Raw genomic sequence first — 15,777 nt, 5'->3', positions numbered from 1 at the left:
CTAAACTCATCACAGCAATTGAAATGTACGAACCGGTTAGTTTTATGGGCGATTATCGAACAGAATGGCAATCAGCGAATTGACGATTTTTTAGCCACTGCGCACCATCGACAGCACATTGAGTCCCGCTCCTGTTGAGCGGCCTCGGTTAACCAAGACCCTGAACACACCATAAAAATTTCAAAAAAACGGGTACTTCCTCATGCCTTCGCAAACTCCCGCTGCGGCCGTGCGCCACAGCAATCCCCATAGCGGCATCGGCGACAAAATCCGTGGCGCCATGGCTGTCGGTAAAACCCGCTGGGGCATGCTGGCCCTGGTGTTTTTCGCCACTACTCTGAACTACATCGACCGCGCCGCCCTCGGCGTGATGCAGCCGATCCTGGCCAAGGAAATGAGCTGGACGGCGATGGACTACGCCAACATCAACTTCTGGTTCCAGGTGGGTTACGCCATCGGCTTTGTGCTGCAGGGCCGGTTGATCGACCGGGTCGGCGTCAAGCGCGTGTTCTTCTGCGCGGTGCTGCTGTGGAGCCTGGCCACCGGCGCCCACGGCCTGGCCACCTCGGCGGTGGGCTTTATGGTGTGCCGGTTTATCCTCGGGCTCACCGAAGCCGCCAACTACCCGGCCTGCGTCAAGACCACCCGCCTGTGGTTCCCGGCCGGCGAGCGTGCGGTGGCCACCGGGATCTTCAACGCCGGCACCAACGTCGGCGCAATGATGACGCCGATGCTGCTGCCGCTGATCCTCCATGTGTGGGGCTGGCAGGCCGCGTTCCTGTGCATGTCGGCACTGGGCGCCATCTGGCTGGTGTTCTGGGGTTTGAAGTACTACAACCCCGAAGACCATCCGAGCGTGAAGCAATCGGAACTGGACTACGTGCAGCAGGAAGTGGAACCGGAACAACCCCGCGTGCCGTTCAGCCGCATCCTGCGCATGCGCGGCACCTGGGCCTTCGCCCTCGCCTACTCGATGACCGCGCCGGTGTTCTGGTTCTACCTGTACTGGCTGCCGCCGTTCCTGAACCAGCAATACAACCTGGGCATCAACGTGACCCAGATGGGCATCCCGCTGATCATCATTTACCTGACGGCGGACTTCGGCAGCATTGGCGGCGGGATTCTGTCTTCGTTCCTGATCGGCCGTGGGATGAATCCGATCAAGGCGCGGCTGTTGTCGATGCTGCTGTTCGCCTGCTGCATCGTCGGTGTGATCATGGCCGCCGGTTCCAGCCAGCTGTGGGTCGCGGTGTTTGCCATCTCCCTGGCCATTGGCGCGCACCAGGCCTGGACCGCCAACATCTGGAGCCTGGTGATGGACTACACGCCCAAGCACATGATGAGTACCGTGTTTGGCTTTGGCGGCATGTGCGCGGCCATCGGCGGGATGTTCATGACCCAGATCGTCGGCCATATCCTGACCGTGACGAACAACAACTACACCGTGCTGTTCACCCTGATTCCGGCGATGTACTTCATCGCGCTGATCTGGATGTACTTCATGGCGCCCCGCAAGATTCCGACCGTCGAGGCCTGAGTTTCCTACCTGCGCCGCTGCTGCCAGGCAGCGGCCAACCCGCTCAGGCATATCACCCCGATGCCAACCACCGTGGTCAGGTCCGGGGTGTGGTTGAACACCAGCCAGCCCAACAACCCCGCAAACACGATCTGGCAATAGCCGAACGGCGCCAGCAGTGCTGGCGCGGCGAAGCGGAAGGCCTGGGTCAGCATCAAGTGTGCAGTCATACCGCAGGTGCCCAGCGCCAGCATCAACACCCCGTGCCACAGGCTCGGCACCTGCCAGAAGAACGGTACCAGTGCACTCATCACCAAGGTGTTGCACAGCCCGGCGAAGAAGTTGCTGGTGGTGGGTGTGTCGTATTTGCTGAGGATGCGGGTGAGCAGTTGGTAGAAGCAGAAGAACAGCGCCGACGTCAGCGGCAACAACACCGCCGGGGTGAACAGTTCGCCGCCCGGATGCACGATGATCAGCACCCCGATAAACCCGCAAATCACCGCCAGCCATTGGCCGCGGGTCACGTGTTCGCCCAGCAGCGGCACCGACAACGCGGTGACCAGGATCGGCGCAAGAAAGTTGACCGCCGTGGCCTCGGCCAACGGGATAAAGTGCAGCGCCGCCGTGAAGAACAGGCTGGTGCCCAGCAGGCACAAGGCCCGTGCCACTTGCAGCAGCGGCCGCTTGCTGCGCAGCACCCGCAAGCCTGACTGCGGCAGGAAAATCCCGGCCATCAACAGCGTGTGCACCAGGTAACGGGCCCACACCACCATCACGATCGGGTAAAACCCGGCCAGGTATTTGGACAGCGCGTCGTGGCTGGAAAACAGAAAGGTCGCCACCACAATCAGCAAAATGCCTTTGAGTGGGTGGTTGACGCCGGAGAGTGGGGTGCTGAGGGTCATTGCATTCTCTTGTGTGGCAGGCTGAAATGACCGCCGCATACCGCGGCATAATCTAGAACGTGTGACGCGCCTCGCTCAAGAGCATAACCAAACACTGTTCGAACAGCGCACTAAATTGCGGTTTTCCAGTCCAACGCTCCACGCCCGCCCGCCCATTGCGCGTTTTTTAACCAAGGCCTTCTCACCATGAAAAAAACCCTGTTGATGCTTTCGACCCTGGCGCTGCTCAGCGCCTGCGATAAACAAGCCGAGACGGCCAAAGCGCCTGCCCCGCCGTCGGTGCAAGCGACGCTGGTACCGGAAGTACTGCCCACCGACAAATGGGTGGGCAAGTGGATTGGCGTCGAAGGCCTCAACCTGACCATCGCCAAGGACGACAGCATCGGCCGCGGCCACTATGTACTGACCATGAAATACGGCCTGGATGACGATGATTCCGGCACCTTCAAGGGCCAGGCGTCTGAAGACGGCATCACATTTGAACGCCCGGACGGCCCACAGATCCTGAGCGCCGGTGACGGCGAAGCCACGGGCCTCAAATGGCTGGCCGACAAGAAGGACTGCCTGATCGTCGACACCGGCGAAGGTTATTGCCGCGACTGACACAAGCTTCATACAGGCCGGACGACACAGCGTTTAGCATCGTCAGACAGCCGGACTGGCGCCAACCCTACACACCAACAACACTGAGCTGCAGGTTCAACAAGAGGATTGCCACATGCTATGGAAAAAAGGCCGACGCAGCGACAACGTGGTGGACGCCCGCGATGACAGTGGCGGCGGTGGCGGTGGCATGCGCTTTGGTGGCGGCAAGGGCCTGAGCCTGACGGCCATCGTGCTGATCGTCGGCATCGGCTGGCTGACCGGCCAGGACCCGATGCAGATCCTCGGGCAACTCAGCGGCCAGCTTACCGAGCAAGCGCCCTCCGTCAGCCCGCAAACCCGCCAGGCACCACCGGCCAATGATGAACAGGCCGACTTCGTGCGCGCCGTGCTCGGTGACACCGAAGACACCTGGGCCCAGGTGTTCCAGGAAAACGGCCTGACCTACAAGAACCCCAAATTGATTCTGTTCCGTGGCCGGGTGAACTCCGCGTGCGGTGGCGCCACGTCCGCCAGCGGGCCGTTCTATTGCCCGGCCGACCAGCAGGTGTACCTGGACCTGGATTTCTTCCGGGAAATGTCCCAGCGCTTCAAGGCCGCCGGTGATTTCGCCCAGGCCTACGTGATCGCGCATGAAGTCGGACACCACGTTCAGACGCTGCTGGGCATCTCGGCGAAAATTCAGGCAGCCCGCCAGCAAGGCCGGCAGATGCAGGGCGACGGCGGCCTGCTGGTGCGCCAGGAGCTGCAAGCCGACTGCTTCGCCGGGGTGTGGGCCAACCGCGCGCAAAAACGCCTGAACTGGCTGGAGCCCGGCGACATTGAAGAAGCACTGAACGCGGCCAACGCCATTGGCGATGACCGCTTGCAGCAACAGGGCCAGGGCCGCGTGGTGCCTGACTCGTTTACCCACGGCACCTCGGCACAGCGGGTTCGCTGGTTCAAGACCGGCTTCGCCCAGGGCCAGATCACTCAATGCGACACCTTTACCGCCAAGAGCCTTTAAATGAATAAACGACTGGGTCTGCTGTTAGGTTTGTTGATCACCTGTTCCACCCCCACCTGGGCCGCCGAGCATGGCGTCAAGGAAGTCAGCCCCGATCGTTTCCACCTGGATGCCGGCGACCTGAGCGTCGGCTTGAGCCAGGACTGGCGCCAGCCACTGCCGCAAGTCACCCGAGCGCTGATCATCGTGCATGGCCGTTTGCGCAACGCGATGACCTACCTGGACAGCGGCGAAAAAGCCGCCGAAGCCGCCGGACAAAATGCCAACACCCTGGTGATTGCGCCGCAGTTCCTCAACCAGACCGACCTCAAGCGCAACCAGATCGACAGCCAGACCCTGCGCTGGAACAGCAACGACTGGATGGCCGGCGAGCCGTCCACCGGCCCGGGCCAGATCAGCTCCTACGGCGCGCTGGACCAGATCATCAAGCACCTGGGCAACCGCAAGCTGTTCCCGAACCTGAAGGAAATCGTGGTGGCCGGCCATTCCGGCGGCGGCCAGGTGGTGCAGCGTTTTGCCCTGACCGGGCATGATCACCCGCTGCTGCATACCGAAGGCATCAGCTTGCGTTATGTGGTGGCGAACCCGTCGTCCTACGCCTACTTCAGTCCGCAGCGTCCGGTGAAGTTCGATACGGCCAGTTGCCCGGGTTTCAACGACTGGAAGTACGGCATGCAAAACCTGCCGGCCTACGCCAAGGGGCAAAGTGCCGAGCAGCTTGAGCAGGCGTATGTGTCGCGCAATGTGACTTACCTGCTGGGCCAGCAGGACACCGACCCGAACCACCCGGCGCTGGACAAGAGCTGCGGGGCTGAAACCCAGGGTGCCTATCGCCTGATTCGCGGGCACAACTATTTTGACTACCTCAAGCAGCGGCACCCGCAGTTGGGCCATAAGCTGGTTGAAGTGCCGGGGGTTGGGCATAACGGGGACAAGATGTTTACGTCGCCTGAAGGGCAGAAGGTGTTGTTTCAATAACCCCTGAAGAAACCGGATCAACAGGTGGGAGCTGGCTTGTGTGGGAGCTGGCTTGCCTGCGATAGCATCACCTCGGTCTAGCTGAAAGACCGAGGTGCCTGCATCGCGGGCAAGCCCGGCTCCCACACAAACCAGCTACCACAGTTGATCTTCATTGCCGGTGCTAAATCATCCGGCGCAACACCGCGCAATCCTCGGCATGCCAATCCGCCAGCTCCGGCCACAGGTTTTCCGGCAGATTGACCAGCACCGTCTTCGTGCCCGCCGCCCGCCCGCAATCCAGATCAAACCGGTAATCACCGACCATCACCATCGCTTGCGGCGCCACGTCCCAAGCCTCAGCCAGCTTCAGCAGCCCACCCGGATCAGGCTTTGGCGGCGCATCATCACGCCCCAACACATCCTCGACCGCAAAGCAGTCCGCCAGACCGATCGCCTGCAACGTCACATGGGCCAGCTCCCGCGCATTGCGCGTCAGGATGCCCAGGCGATAACCCCGCCCCGCCAATTCCCGCACCAACTCCACCGCACCGACAGCCGCCACCGAACCCAGCGCCAACTCACGCTCATGCGCAAGCAACCACGCGTGCTTGGCCGCGGCTTCATCGGCAGGCAACGCCGCCAGGTGGGTCAGAATGTCGTCGGTCGCCGGAATATCCAGCGCCACGCGAATCGCCGCAAAGTCATGCACGGCCACCGTCAGGGTGCCGTCCATGTCGAACACCCAGTGCTTCACATCGCCCAGGCTCATGCCCAGTCCTTGCGATGACGAATCAGGCCTTCCTGGGTCACCGACGCCACCAGTTGCCCGGCGCGGTTGTACACGCTGCCCCGGGAGAACCCACGGGAATTGCCGGCCCACGGGCTGTCCATGGCGTAGAGCAACCAGTCATCGGCACGCAGGTCGGCGTGGAACCACAGCGCGTGGTCGAGACTGGCGACCTGCATGTCTTTCTGCCACACCGTCTTGCCATGGGGCAGCAGCGAGGTGGTCAACAAGCCGAAGTCCGAGGCGTAGGCCAGCAGGTATTTGTGCAGCGCCGGCGAGTCGGCCAGGGCGCCATCGGCACGAAACCACACATACTTGACCGGGTCCGACGGCTGCGGGTTGTACGGGTCTTTCTCGGTGACCGGGCGTACTTCGATCGGCTTGGGGCACAGCAGCTTTTCGCGCATGTGCTCAGGGATAAGGTGCGCACGCTGCTGGGTCAGTTCCAGCTCCGACGGCAGGTTTTCCGGGCCGACCACCACAGGCATGGTGGTCTGGTGCTCGAAGCCTTCTTCGTCGTACTGGAACGAAGCGCTGCAGGTGAAAATCGGATTGCCCTTCTGGATCGCCGTCACCCGGCGCGTGCTGAAACTGCCGCCATCGCGCACCCGGTCCACCGAATACACCACCGGCAACGCCGCATCGCCGGGGCGCAGGAAGTAACCGTGCAGTGAATGCACGTGGCGGGTTTCTTCAACGGTCTGGCTGGCCGCCGACAGCGACTGGCCCAATACCTGGCCGCCGAACAGCTGGCGAAAACCCAGGTCCTGGCTGCGGCCGCGAAAGAGGTTTTCCTCGATCGGCTCCAGGGTCAGCAGGTCCACCAGATCTTCCAACACTTGGCTCATAGAGCATCTCCTACAACAATCTATTGGGCATTCCGGGCTGCTTATCCGTGCAGCGTGTCCAACCATTGGGCGCGGGTGATGCGATACAACACATGATGACGCACCGGGTCATCCGCTGCGACCTTGGGGTGCTCAAAATCTGCCAGGGGATCGTAATGCATACCGATGGCCTGCATGACTTTTTGTGATGGCAGATTGGCTTCAGTGGTAAACGAGACGATCTCATCCAGCTTCAGCCGGTCGAAACCGCAGCGCAGGGCCGTCCAGGCGGCTTCACTGGCGTAGCCCAGGCCCCAGTGTTCCTTGGCCAGGCGCCAGCCGATTTCCACCGCCGGGGTGAACGGGGCCTCGAAGTTCACATTCAACAGCCCGGTGAGGCCGATGAATTCGCCGCTGTCCTTGCGCTGCAAGGCCCACAGGCCAAAACCGTACTCGGCGAAATGGCCGCGAATGCGCCCGATCAGCGCGGCGCTTTCCAGGCGACTCAAGGTGGCCGGGAAATAGCGCATCACCTGCGGGTCGGCGCACATGCGCGCAAACTCCGGCAAGTCGGCATCGCTCCATTGGCGCAGCACCAGGCGTGCGCTCTCCAATTCCAGTATCGGCTCCATTGATCCCCCTCCCTTGCCATGTGCGTGAGTGTAACGCGCTGTTAAGATCCGTCGCTGGTTCCCGTCAGAAATCGCCATGCCTTTGCCACTGATCTACCACGACGACTACAGCCCCGAGTTCCCGGCGGACCACCGCTTCCCCATGGATAAATTCCGCCTGTTGCGTGACCATTTGGTGGAGAGCGGCCTGACCCGGGACAGCCAGTTGCTGCGCCCGGAACTCTGCCCAGCCGAGATTCTGGCCCTGGCCCATGAACCTGGGTATATCGAACGCTACATGAGCGGCGAGTTGTCCCGCGAAGACCAACGGCGCCTGGGCCTGCCGTGGAGCGAAGCCCTGGCCCGGCGCACCGTGCGCGCGGTAGGCGGCTCGTTGCTGGCGGCCGAACAGGCGCTGGAACACGGCCTGGCCTGCCACCTGGCCGGCGGCACCCATCACGCCCACTACGATTACCCGGCCGGCTTCTGCATCTTCAATGACCTGGCGGTGATCAGCCATTACCTGCTGGCCAGCGGGCGGGTCAACCGCGTGCTGATCTTCGACTGCGACGTGCACCAGGGCGACGGCACCGCGCGCATCCTGCACGACACCCCGGACGCGATCACCGTGTCCCTGCACTGCGAAAAGAACTTCCCCGCCCGCAAGGCCGAAAGCGACTGGGACATCCCGCTGCCCATGGGCATGGGCGACGCTGATTACCTCAAGGTGGTGGACGATGCCCTCAACTACCTGCTGCCGCTGTATCAGCCCGACCTGGTGCTGTACGACGCCGGCGTGGATGTGCACAAGGACGACGCCCTCGGCTACCTGAAGCTGACAGACGCAGGCGTCGCCGCCCGCGATGAAAGCGTGATGCGCCACTGCCTGGGCCGCGATATTCCGGTGGTGGGCGTGATCGGCGGCGGCTACAGCAAGGACCGCCCGGCCCTCGCCCGTCGCCACGGGATCTTGCACCACAGTGCGCAACGGGTATGGACGTCATCAGGTTGTCATTGAGTTATGCACGTTACCCACAATCGCTGTGGAACTGCCTGTGGATAACCTGAGTGAAAGCCACTGTAAGCCATAAGCCGCCTGGCCTGTAGGAAGCTGTACGTTTTTTGATCAGGCAGCAACGGCATCCTCGGGTAGAATGCTCGGCCTCCTTTGCCGAACCGCAGTTATCCCCATGTCCCAGACTCAAACCCCACCTCAACACGTCATCATCATCGGCGGCGGCCCGGCCGGGTTGATGGCCGCCGAAGTGTTGAGCCAGGCCGGCGTGCGCGTCGACCTGTACGACGGAATGCCGTCGGTGGGCCGCAAGTTCCTGCTGGCGGGCGTGGGCGGCATGAACATCACCCATTCCGAAGCTTACCCGGCATTCCTGTCGCGCTACGCCGAGCGGGCGCCGTTTATGGCGCCGTTGCTGCGTCAGTTCGGTGCCGAAGCGTTGTGCGAATGGATACACGGGCTGGGGATAGAAACCTTTATCGGCAGCTCCGGGCGGGTGTTTCCGACCGACATGAAAGCCGCCCCGCTGCTGCGGGCCTGGCTCAAGCGCCTGCGGGACCAGGGCGTAGTTATCCACACCCGCCATCGCTGGCTGGGCTGGAATGCCGACGGCAGCCTGCTTATCCACAGCCCCGAGGGCGACAAAAATGTGCGCGGTGATGCGGTGCTGCTGGCGTTGGGCGGCGGCAGTTGGTCGCGGTTGGGTTCGGATGGGGCGTGGCTGAAATTGCTGGAAGACCAAGGCGTGCCTTACGTGGCCCTGCAACCGAGCAACTGTGGCTTCGAAGTGTCGGCCTGGAGCGAATTGATGGTCAGCAAATTCGCCGGGGCGCCGTTGAAGAACGTCACCATCGGGTTGGCGGACGATAAACCTCGGCTGGGTGAATGTGTGATCACCGCAACGGGGATCGAAGGCAGCTTGATCTACGCGTTGTCGGCGCAGATTCGTGAGGCAATCAACCGGGATGGTTCGGCCACAGTGCATATCGACCTGCTGCCAAGCAAGCCGCTGGACAAGGTGATTGCGGCGCTGAGTAAGCCACGCGGGTCACGCTCTATGAGCAAACATTTGCACAGCCAGTTGGGGTTGGATGGGGTGAAGGCAGCGCTGTTGCGGGAGCTATCACCGGCTGAGCACTTCAGTGATCCGGCGCAGTTGGCGGTGGATATCAAGGCGCTGCCGCTGACGCTGGTGAAAACCCGGCCGATGGATGAAGCCATCAGTACGGCGGGCGGTGTGCCGTTTGAGGTGTTGGATGAGCGTTTGATGCTCAAGCAATTGCCGGGCGTGTTTTGTGCGGGAGAGATGCTGGATTGGGAGGCACCTACCGGCGGGTATTTGCTGACGGGGTGTTTTGCCAGCGGGCGAGTGGCCGGGCGCGGAATTCTGGAGTGGTTGGCGGCGCCTTGAATTACGCAATCGCAGGCAAGCCAGCTCCCACATTTTGACTTGTGAACACATTCAAATGTGGGAGCCGGGCTTGCCCGCGATGAGGCCCGGCCAGTCAACGCAAGTTACTTCTTCTTACGCGGACCCGTATTAAACGCAGGCACCTTGCGCACCGGCTTGATCGACGGCTCCGCCACCGACACTTCACCACTTTCCACCCACTTGCCCAGGTTGCGCTTGCCGCCACCGGACGCCTTGGGTTTCTTCGGCTTTTTCGGCTTCTTCACCACCTGCCCGCTGGCATCGGTATCCGGCACGCGATGCTCAGGCTCGAAGTCCTGCTCCATCTTGCGGGTCAACGTCTGACGGGTCAGCATCTCGATGGCCGACAGCATGTTCACTTCGTCGGCACACACCAGGGAGATCGCCTCGCCGGTGTTGCCCGCACGCCCGGTACGGCCGATGCGGTGGATGTAATCCTCGGCCACGATAGGCAGGTCAAAGTTGACCACCAGCGGCAAGTCTTCGATATCCAGGCCACGGGCAGCCACGTCGGTGGCTACCAGGATCTGCACGTCGCTGCTCTTGAAGCGATCCAGCGCCCGCTGGCGTGTGGCTTGTGGCTTGTCGCCGTGGATCCCGTCGGCATTGATGCCCAGGCCCTGGAGTTTTTCCACCAGCGCGTCCACGCCGTTACGGGTCTTGGCGAACACCAGCACCTGCTTCCAGCGGCCCTTGCGCATCAGGTGCACAAACAGCTCGGCCTTGCGCTTCTTGTCCACCGGCACCACCCATTGCTTGACGGTGTTGGCGGCGACGTTGCGCGGGCTGACTTCGACGGTCAGCGGGTCAATCAGCATCTGCCCGGCCAACTGGCGGATCTCGTCGGAGAAGGTCGCGGAGAACAGCAGGGTCTGGCGCTTTTTCGGCAGCATGCGGTAGATGTTCGCCAGTTCTTCGGAGAAGCCCAGGTCGAGCATGCGGTCGGCTTCGTCCAGCACCAGGGTTTGCAGCTGGTTGAGTTTCAGCGCGTTCTGGCGGAACAGGTCGATCAGGCGGCCAGGCGTGGCCACCAACACATCGACGCCTTTGCGCAGCTTCATCATCTGCGGGTTGATGCTCACGCCGCCGTACACAGCATAAGTGGTCAACGGCAGGTTTTGTGCGTACTCGGCGACGCTGGCGTGAACCTGCTCGGCGAGTTCGCGGGTCGGGCACAGAATCAGCGCGCGCACCGAGTTGGCGGCGACTTTCGGCCCTTCCATGGTCAGCAGTTGCAGCAGCGGCACGGCGAAACCGGCGGTCTTGCCGGTGCCGGTCTGGGCTGCGGCCATCAGGTCGCGACCGGCCAGCACCGCCGGAATAGCTTGCGCCTGCACCGGCGTCGGGGTCTGGTAGCCAAGCGTCTCAAGGGCGCGCAGCAAGGGTTCGATCAGGCCAAGTGTGGCGAAAGTCATGGAAATACCGTAGGAAAAGTTCAGCGCAAGGTCGCAATGCGCGGCAGTTTACCTTATTTCCGGTTTCGGCTTTCGCCACTGTGGCAGGCTGATCAGCAGCACCGCGCTGATAATCACCAACATCGCCAGGGCTTCTTCCGTGCCGATGGTCTCGCCGACAAACACAATCCCGAGCAACACCGCCACCGCCGGGTTGACATAGGCATAACTGGTGGCCGCCGCCGGGCGCACGTGCTTGAGCAGGTACATATAGGCGTTGAAGGCGATGATCGAACCGAACACGGTCAAGTACGCCAGGGCCAGCCAGCCTTCCAGCGGCGGCATGGCTTGCAGGTGTTCACCGCTGACGGCACTGAGCACCAGCAGCACCGCGCCTGCAATCAGCATCTCCGCCGCGCTGGCCATGGCGCCTTGGGGCAGTGGCAAATGCTTGCTCCATACCGAACCAAAGGCCCAGGCCGCTGCGGCAAAAATCAACAAGGCCGCACCTGTAGGGCTCGATTGCAGGTTGGAACCCATATTGAGCATGGCGATGCCGATAATCCCCAGCACCACCCCGGCCCATTCCAGACGGGTGTTACGCGCGCCCCAGAAATAACCGCAGAGCAAGGTGAACAACGGCACGGTCGCCACCGCCAACGCGGCAACCCCGGAAGCCACGCCCGTATGCTCCGCCACACTGACCGCGCCGTTGCCGAAGGTCAGCAGCAAAATGCCGATCTTGGCGGCGGCCTTCCACTGCACCCAGCTTGGCGCCGGGGCCCCGCGCCAGCGCAGGAAGGCATACATCAACGCGCCGGCCGTCATGAAGCGAATCCCCGCCAGCAACAGCGGCGGCCAATACTCCACGCCAATGCGAATCACCAGGTAGGTAGACCCCCAGATCACGTACAACGCAAAAAAGGCAGCGATCAACGGTAAGGGAAAGCGACGTGGGCCAGGCATTGGGCAGCTCTGCGGCAGGACAAGGGAGCGTTATTTTAGAAATCCTCGACTGTAAACATAAGTTACAAAACCTGTTTAAAGCGCCAGTACACTTTTCAAAACATGGTTGTTGGGGCTATAAACCGTGCTTTCGAAAGCCACGCATTCCCGGAGCCTTATCATGGACAAATACGACCGCATGCTTCTCAGCGCCCTGCTGGAAGACGGCCGCGCGTCCTACGCGCAATTGGCGCGCACGGTAAACCTCTCGGCGCCCGCCGTTGCCGAGCGAGTGGCGAAGCTGGAAGCCAGCGGGGTGATTACCGGGTATCAGGCCAAGGTCGACCTGTCCAAGGTGGGGTTGCCGATTCAGTGCGTGATTGAGTTGCGGCTGACCAATCATGGGAGCCAGAAGGTGTACGACGCGCTGTCGGAGATTCCTGAACTGACTGAATGCCATCGGGTGACCGGGGATCCGTGCGTGATCATGCAGGCGGCGGTGGGCTCGATGCCGGAGCTGGAGAGTTTGATCAATCGGGTGGCGAAGTTCGGGTTCAGCAAGACCTCGATCATCTTGTCGAGCGCGATAGAGCGGCGGGTGCCGTTGGGGCAGTTGGAGGGGAATGGGAAGAATGGTGGGTGATCTATCGCCATCGCGGGCAAGCCCGGCTCCCACAGTTGACCTAGTTGCCCGAAATACACGCGACCAACTGTAGGAGCTGGCTTGCCTGCGATGGCGTAAGTCGACTCACTGATGCTGAACAATCAAGTCGACGATATCAACAAAAAGTTGAATGACTTTTTCGCTGATCTAAATTCGCGTGAGGTTACTTTCCATTTCCTTCCTCATACACCTACTTTTTAAGGGCCAGCAAGACTGATCCCTTTCATTTGCAGGACCTTTCCTAGAAAATCCCACGGCCTTGTTTCGGCCGGACCAGGTAGCTAGTCTCGCTCGGTCATCGAACAATCGGTGACCGGACGTGCAAGTCCGACCAACGGGAAATGCGTAAATGCCTTATGGCAGCTGTGCGCGGGAGATCTTCGGATCTGCCGGGCTTATTCCGTCCCGGTCTTGCACACCCGCGTACTGCTGCCACCTTCATTCGCGTGCAAGCGAACAGGTGCAGCTTCTTACCTTACGGAGTAGCTAAACCATGGTCAAAGTCACCCCCGATCCACCAGAGTTTCGCAGCGACAGCCCCCTCACCCGCCGCGCCATCGATTACTACCTCAAAGCCTCCGCCCCGGACGGCGCCCCCTTCGTGCTGAACGACAACATGAGCTTCGAAGACGCCCTGGCACGCGCTGCCGACTTGCTGCATTGCGCAGTAGCAACCGCACAGATACCCGGCGAGCCCATGAACGGGCAGCAGCGGGCGATGATGCATTTGGTGGAGATGGCGAAGGTGGTGGTGGACCGGTCGCTGGACTGCCTACAACCTCGATAAATTGCGATTTCTGTGGCGAGGGAGCTTGCTCCCGCTGGAGTGCGAAGCGCTCCCAAAGCATGCACAGCGGTGTATCTGATGTAACGCCGACTGCAGGTGTTGGGGCTGCTGCGCAGCCCAGCGGGAGCAAGCTCCCTCGCCACAGCAGCGCGTCATCACTTGGGAGCAGTACCGGAATCAGAACCCGCGATGCTTCTTCAGGTGATCATTGATCTTCGCCGCCGGAACCTTCTGCAAGCTGCACAGCAGTTCGTGGGACAATTCCCGCAGCCCGTGGGTGCGGCGCAGTTCCTCGGCCAGGTGCGCGGTGAGGTTCGCCGCCATCTCCGCATCCGCCATCGCCCGGTGAGCCTTGCCGGTGTGGGGCAGTTGGGCAAATGAGGTCAGTGTGCCCAGCTTGTGATTCGGCGCCGCCGGCATCAAGCGCCGCGCCAGCAACAACGAACAGGCAAACTTCTGCAAACGCGTACGCCGGATCAACCCCAGCTCGAAATCCCAGAACTTCTGGTCAAACGCGGCGTTGTGGGCCAACAAAGGCGTGGTGCCGACAAACTCGTTCACCTCGTTCATCACCCGCTCCGCCGACGGTGCCGTACGCAGCATGGCGTTGCTGATGCCGGTCAGTTGCTCGATAAACCCCGGCACGCGCACGCCCGCATTCATCAGGCTCTGGTAGCGGTCCACGATCTGGCCCTGCTCCAGGATGACCACGGCGATTTCCGTGGCCCGGCAGCTGCTGCTCGGCTGGATGCCGGTGGTTTCAAAGTCGATGACCGCTATACGTTCCAAACCTGTTCCAACTCCGTCAAAAATCTATTTAAGCAGCAACGCGCCTTCGATCGGCACGTAGCGGCTGGCGGCGCGTATCAATGAATTGGCCGTCAGCCCCGGCACGCCGTAGGCCACGGCTTCGACGCCGTGCTTGCTGATGATGCGGTCCAGCAGCATGTCGAAATCACCGTCGCCGGAGGCCAGTACCACTTCGTCGACATGGGCGGCGGCGTCCATGATGTCGATGGTGATGCCCACGTCCCAGTCGCCCTTGGCCGAGCCGTCGCTGCGCTGGATGTAGGGCTTGAGCTTCACGGTAAACCCCAGGTTGCGCAGGATCTGCTGGAACTGCTGCTGCTTGCTGTCGCCACGGTCGATGGCATAGGCGTACGCCTCGACAATCTGCCCGCGCTGGCTGATGTCAGCCCACAGGGCGGCGTAGTTGAAGTGACAGCCGTACGCCTGGCGCACGGTGTAGTAGAGGTTTTGTACATCGGCGAACACGGCTATCTTTTTCACCGCAAATCCTCATGACACGCGCATGGACCCCGGACTCAAGGGCCCGGAAAGGTTGCCAGTATGCCAGCCACACGGAAGTTTCCGAGAAAAATCAGCCCGGAGCGACGAAGCGCCCCGGTTGAGTGTGGGTCAGACGAAGGAATCGTCGTCGCCAAAGGAGGAGGAGTCGTCGGAATAGTCGTTGTCGGCGAAGCTGTCGGAGGAGTTGTCGCTGCCCCAGCTGTCGTTACCGGCATATTTCTGGTCGTCGTTGCCCCAGTTGCCGTTGTCGCTGGCAGGCGCCGGCTCTTCGCGGATGATTTCTTCAACCACTTGAGGTTGTTGCGAGTTGTGGCTGAACAAGCTGCTGATGCCTTCTGCCAGCATCACACCACCGGCCACGCCAGCTGCGGTTTTCAGCGCGCCGCCGAGGAAGCCGCTGCCAATCGGTGCAGCAGGTGCCTGTTGTGGCTGCTGGTAATTCTGCTGCGGGGCACCGTAGTTCTGCTGCGGTGCAGGTTGCCCGCCAAACGACGGACGCGCCGGCTCACGCCAGCCACCGCCCGACGACGCCGGTGCGCTCTGGGCAGGCTGCGGGTCGCGGGAGCCGCCGCCAAAGATGCTCGACAGGAAACCGCCGCTGCTCGGTGCAGGCTGCGCCGCCTGAGACCTGGCCTGTTGCAGTTGGTCCTGCAATTCCTGGATCTGTTGGGCCTGCTGCTTGTTCTGCGCATCAAGGCTCTTGATCGCATGTTCTTGCACCAGGATCGACTGGGTCATGTAGTACGCAGCGGCCGGTTGGCGAGTGACGTGTTCCTTGATCCGCGCTTCGGCCTGGGCGTCGCGGGGGGCTGAGTCCGTTTCGGCTTGCTGCAACCGTGAAAACAGTCCATCGATCAGGGTTTGCTCTTCGCTGTTCATGGCGACCTCGTTAGATTGCCGGTAGAAATCTTTGCCTTGCGCACGATGTGCAAGGTACAGACTAGTTATGGGGCTGTTACTGATTGTTTCAATGGTCTTTACGCAAGGTTTACGTTTGCTTGCATCTGGTCATGA

The 15,777-nt window shown here is 61.6% G+C and carries 17 protein-coding genes; 8 read left to right on the top strand and 9 right to left on the bottom strand.

Translation table 11 applies throughout. The annotated features are described in order from the left end of the window. Window positions 1–202 precede the first annotated feature (202 nt). A complete protein-coding gene (locus HX875_RS11875; RefSeq protein WP_177043337.1) occupies window positions 203–1,537 on the top strand; it encodes an MFS transporter in 1,335 nt (444 codons plus the stop codon). 5 nt (window positions 1,538–1,542) lie between these two features. Here the strand turns inward: HX875_RS11875 and HX875_RS11870 are convergent, their stop codons facing one another. Beyond that, window positions 1,543–2,421 carry a DMT family transporter gene (locus HX875_RS11870; protein WP_003215531.1) on the bottom strand — a complete coding sequence of 293 codons (879 nt, stop codon included), beginning with the start codon at window positions 2,419–2,421 and terminating at the stop codon, window positions 1,543–1,545. Between the two features lie 186 nt (window positions 2,422–2,607). On the opposite strand from HX875_RS11870, the gene HX875_RS11865 reads away from it, so the two are divergent. From HX875_RS11865 to HX875_RS11855, 3 genes are all read left to right on the top strand, one after another. Continuing rightward, window positions 2,608–3,024, top strand: coding sequence for a hypothetical protein (locus HX875_RS11865; RefSeq protein ID WP_177043336.1), 417 nt, complete (start codon window positions 2,608–2,610; stop codon window positions 3,022–3,024). 115 nt (window positions 3,025–3,139) lie between these two features. Further along, window positions 3,140–4,030 carry a KPN_02809 family neutral zinc metallopeptidase gene (ypfJ, locus tag HX875_RS11860; RefSeq protein ID WP_003215526.1) on the top strand — a complete coding sequence of 297 codons (891 nt, stop codon included), beginning with the start codon at window positions 3,140–3,142 and terminating at the stop codon, window positions 4,028–4,030. Beyond that, entirely contained in the window at window positions 4,031–5,008 is a 978-nt protein-coding gene (locus HX875_RS11855; RefSeq protein ID WP_177043335.1) for an alpha/beta hydrolase, read from the top strand. A 163-nt stretch (window positions 5,009–5,171) separates the two neighbouring features. Here HX875_RS11855 and HX875_RS11850 read toward each other — a convergent pair whose 3' ends face one another. Genes HX875_RS11850 through HX875_RS11840 form a run of 3 tightly spaced genes read right to left on the bottom strand, consistent with a single transcriptional unit; the run spans window position 5,172 to window position 7,236 of the window. Continuing rightward, on the bottom strand, window positions 5,172–5,759 hold the full coding sequence (locus tag HX875_RS11850) for an HAD family hydrolase (RefSeq protein WP_177043334.1): 588 nt from the start codon (window positions 5,757–5,759) through the stop codon (window positions 5,172–5,174). Next, the gene (gene tesB / locus HX875_RS11845; protein WP_010174840.1) at window positions 5,756–6,625 is read right to left on the bottom strand and encodes an acyl-CoA thioesterase II; all 870 of its coding nucleotides are present in this window, start codon (window positions 6,623–6,625) and stop codon (window positions 5,756–5,758) included. The genes HX875_RS11850 and tesB overlap by 4 nt, the downstream gene beginning before the upstream one ends. A 41-nt stretch (window positions 6,626–6,666) precedes the next feature. Next, on the bottom strand, window positions 6,667–7,236 hold the full coding sequence (locus tag HX875_RS11840; RefSeq protein ID WP_177043333.1) for a GNAT family N-acetyltransferase: 570 nt from the start codon (window positions 7,234–7,236) through the stop codon (window positions 6,667–6,669). A 76-nt stretch (window positions 7,237–7,312) separates the two neighbouring features. Between HX875_RS11840 and HX875_RS11835 the strand changes: the two genes are divergently transcribed. After that, complete coding sequence (locus HX875_RS11835) at window positions 7,313–8,233, top strand: histone deacetylase family protein (RefSeq protein WP_177043332.1); 921 nt, start codon at window positions 7,313–7,315, stop codon at window positions 8,231–8,233. A 172-nt stretch (window positions 8,234–8,405) separates the two neighbouring features. Further along, entirely contained in the window at window positions 8,406–9,641 is a 1,236-nt protein-coding gene (locus HX875_RS11830; RefSeq protein WP_177043331.1) for a TIGR03862 family flavoprotein, read from the top strand. A gap of 104 nt (window positions 9,642–9,745) precedes the next feature. On the opposite strand, the gene HX875_RS11825 is transcribed toward HX875_RS11830, so the two are convergent. Continuing rightward, on the bottom strand, window positions 9,746–11,077 hold the full coding sequence (locus HX875_RS11825) for a DEAD/DEAH box helicase (RefSeq protein ID WP_177043330.1): 1,332 nt from the start codon (window positions 11,075–11,077) through the stop codon (window positions 9,746–9,748). 48 nt (window positions 11,078–11,125) lie between these two features. Then, window positions 11,126–12,022, bottom strand: a complete 897-nt coding sequence (yedA, locus tag HX875_RS11820) for a drug/metabolite exporter YedA (RefSeq protein WP_177043329.1) — start codon at window positions 12,020–12,022, stop codon at window positions 11,126–11,128. A 160-nt stretch (window positions 12,023–12,182) separates the two neighbouring features. On the opposite strand from yedA, the gene HX875_RS11815 reads away from it, so the two are divergent. Together HX875_RS11815 and HX875_RS11810 are read left to right on the top strand one after the other, a co-directional pair. Continuing rightward, window positions 12,183–12,644 carry an Lrp/AsnC family transcriptional regulator gene (locus HX875_RS11815; RefSeq protein ID WP_177043328.1) on the top strand — a complete coding sequence of 154 codons (462 nt, stop codon included), beginning with the start codon at window positions 12,183–12,185 and terminating at the stop codon, window positions 12,642–12,644. A 514-nt stretch (window positions 12,645–13,158) separates the two neighbouring features. Then, window positions 13,159–13,452 (top strand): DUF6124 family protein, encoded by a 294-nt coding sequence (locus tag HX875_RS11810; protein ID WP_177043327.1) that lies wholly within the window; start codon window positions 13,159–13,161, stop codon window positions 13,450–13,452. 177 nt (window positions 13,453–13,629) lie between these two features. Here HX875_RS11810 and HX875_RS11805 read toward each other — a convergent pair whose 3' ends face one another. From HX875_RS11805 to HX875_RS11795, 3 genes are all read right to left on the bottom strand, one after another. After that, complete coding sequence (locus HX875_RS11805; RefSeq protein ID WP_003215504.1) at window positions 13,630–14,241, bottom strand: 3'-5' exonuclease; 612 nt, start codon at window positions 14,239–14,241, stop codon at window positions 13,630–13,632. Window positions 14,242–14,265: 24 nt separating this feature from the next. Beyond that, window positions 14,266–14,742 (bottom strand): NYN domain-containing protein, encoded by a 477-nt coding sequence (locus HX875_RS11800; protein ID WP_003215502.1) that lies wholly within the window; start codon window positions 14,740–14,742, stop codon window positions 14,266–14,268. Between the two features lie 129 nt (window positions 14,743–14,871). Then, on the bottom strand, window positions 14,872–15,642 hold the full coding sequence (locus HX875_RS11795; protein WP_177043326.1) for a DUF2076 domain-containing protein: 771 nt from the start codon (window positions 15,640–15,642) through the stop codon (window positions 14,872–14,874). Window positions 15,643–15,777: the final 135 nt, after the last annotated feature.

The sequence above is a fragment of the Pseudomonas yamanorum genome (assembly GCF_013386765.1).
Taxonomy (GTDB): domain Bacteria; phylum Pseudomonadota; class Gammaproteobacteria; order Pseudomonadales; family Pseudomonadaceae; genus Aquipseudomonas; species Aquipseudomonas yamanorum_A.
Note: the sequence above shows the minus strand (reverse complement) of the source record. Positions and strands in the feature narration are given on the sequence as shown.

What these genes read in the sequence shown, in the direction of transcription:
- HX875_RS11875 (WP_177043337.1), top strand. Translation starts at nt 203, where the DNA reads ATGCCTTCGCAAACTCCCGCTGCGGCCGTGCGCCACAGCAATCCCCAT.
- HX875_RS11870 (WP_003215531.1), bottom strand. Translation starts at nt 2,421, where the DNA reads ATGACCCTCAGCACCCCACTCTCCGGCGTCAACCACCCACTCAAAGGC.
- HX875_RS11865 (WP_177043336.1), top strand. Translation starts at nt 2,608, where the DNA reads ATGAAAAAAACCCTGTTGATGCTTTCGACCCTGGCGCTGCTCAGCGCC.
- ypfJ (WP_003215526.1), top strand. Translation starts at nt 3,140, where the DNA reads ATGCTATGGAAAAAAGGCCGACGCAGCGACAACGTGGTGGACGCCCGC.
- HX875_RS11855 (WP_177043335.1), top strand. Translation starts at nt 4,031, where the DNA reads ATGAATAAACGACTGGGTCTGCTGTTAGGTTTGTTGATCACCTGTTCC.
- HX875_RS11850 (WP_177043334.1), bottom strand. Translation starts at nt 5,759, where the DNA reads ATGAGCCTGGGCGATGTGAAGCACTGGGTGTTCGACATGGACGGCACC.
- tesB (WP_010174840.1), bottom strand. Translation starts at nt 6,625, where the DNA reads ATGAGCCAAGTGTTGGAAGATCTGGTGGACCTGCTGACCCTGGAGCCG.
- HX875_RS11840 (WP_177043333.1), bottom strand. Translation starts at nt 7,236, where the DNA reads ATGGAGCCGATACTGGAATTGGAGAGCGCACGCCTGGTGCTGCGCCAA.
- HX875_RS11835 (WP_177043332.1), top strand. Translation starts at nt 7,313, where the DNA reads ATGCCTTTGCCACTGATCTACCACGACGACTACAGCCCCGAGTTCCCG.
- HX875_RS11830 (WP_177043331.1), top strand. Translation starts at nt 8,406, where the DNA reads ATGTCCCAGACTCAAACCCCACCTCAACACGTCATCATCATCGGCGGC.
- HX875_RS11825 (WP_177043330.1), bottom strand. Translation starts at nt 11,077, where the DNA reads ATGACTTTCGCCACACTTGGCCTGATCGAACCCTTGCTGCGCGCCCTT.
- yedA (WP_177043329.1), bottom strand. Translation starts at nt 12,022, where the DNA reads ATGCCTGGCCCACGTCGCTTTCCCTTACCGTTGATCGCTGCCTTTTTT.
- HX875_RS11815 (WP_177043328.1), top strand. Translation starts at nt 12,183, where the DNA reads ATGGACAAATACGACCGCATGCTTCTCAGCGCCCTGCTGGAAGACGGC.
- HX875_RS11810 (WP_177043327.1), top strand. Translation starts at nt 13,159, where the DNA reads ATGGTCAAAGTCACCCCCGATCCACCAGAGTTTCGCAGCGACAGCCCC.
- HX875_RS11795 (WP_177043326.1), bottom strand. Translation starts at nt 15,642, where the DNA reads ATGAACAGCGAAGAGCAAACCCTGATCGATGGACTGTTTTCACGGTTG.